The 984-nt window shown below is 66.9% G+C and carries 1 protein-coding gene and 1 pseudogene; both read right to left on the reverse strand.

Annotation, left to right across the window (positions count from 1 at the left end):
- The coding region (locus MOV74_RS39010) for an ArnT family glycosyltransferase (protein ID WP_404979238.1) at window positions 1–502 on the reverse strand (502 nt) is incomplete at its 3' end.
- Window positions 503–552: 50 nt separating this feature from the next.
- A pseudogene (locus tag MOV74_RS39015) lies at window positions 553–984 on the reverse strand (penicillin-binding protein 1C); the annotation flags it as partial.

Below are 984 nucleotides of genomic sequence, written 5' to 3' on the forward strand. Positions count from 1 at the left end.
CGCCGAGCAGCACCGAAGCGCACATCATCAGCGCCGCCAGCACCGCGGCGCGCCGCGTGACGAAGCCGAGCGCGGCCCAATAGGTCATGAGCACTGCGCCGATCGCCCCCAGCAGCGACGGCAGCCGGTAGACCCAGATGCGCAATTCGGCCTTCGGCAGCTTGAGTGCCGATGCTGCCTCGACCGCCGCCGACTGCAACCAGTAGATGCCGACCGGCTTCTTGTAGCGGACGTCCTCTTGAAAGCGGATGTCGACGTAGTCGCCGCTTTCGACCATCTGCTTGGTGGCCTGGGCGAACCGCGCCTCGTCGCGATCGATCGGCGGGATGGTGAAGAAGCCCGGCAGGAACAGCAGCAGCGCGCAGAGCACGAGGAAGCCGACCGCGCGCGCATGGCTTGCCGTGACGACATCGAGCATGCGTACGAGCCCGCTGCCTGGATTTGCAGGCGATTTCGACTCGCGGGGAGCTCCAAAACGAGGGCTTGGGTAGGTCTCGGCCATTGGTTCCGCTTACGCTGAAACCGCCATCGCCACAACCGCTTAAGCCGGGCTCATTGAATTCGAATGACGACTGTGTCCGCGGCGCCCGTGGCATCGATCACCGTGAGCCGCGCAAAGCCGGGACCTGGCGGATCGATCAGGCGCTGGCGGCGGCCGTTGATCTCGCCGAGCGCCGTGCCGTTAACCATGACGGTCATGGGCAGAACGCCGCCGGCGACCTTGACCGGCATCGCTGCGCTCTCCTGCCCTCCGGAGCGATCGACATCGATCCGCGAGCCGTTCAGCGGAAACTGAATGTGCAGCGCCTGCTCGCGGCCGGTCCGCACAAGTTCCCCTACGGGGCGGAACCGCTTCAGCGGCAACGGCAGCTTGGCATTGCTGGCAACCAGGGTTCCCCTCGGCGGCTTCGGTAAGGGGGCCAGCGTCTTGCCGGTGCGGGCGAAGGCGTCGAACAGGATCGGCGCGGCGGCGACGCGCCCGAT

This window comes from Bradyrhizobium sp. SHOUNA76, assembly GCF_023006445.1.
Lineage (GTDB): Bacteria > Pseudomonadota > Alphaproteobacteria > Rhizobiales > Xanthobacteraceae > Bradyrhizobium.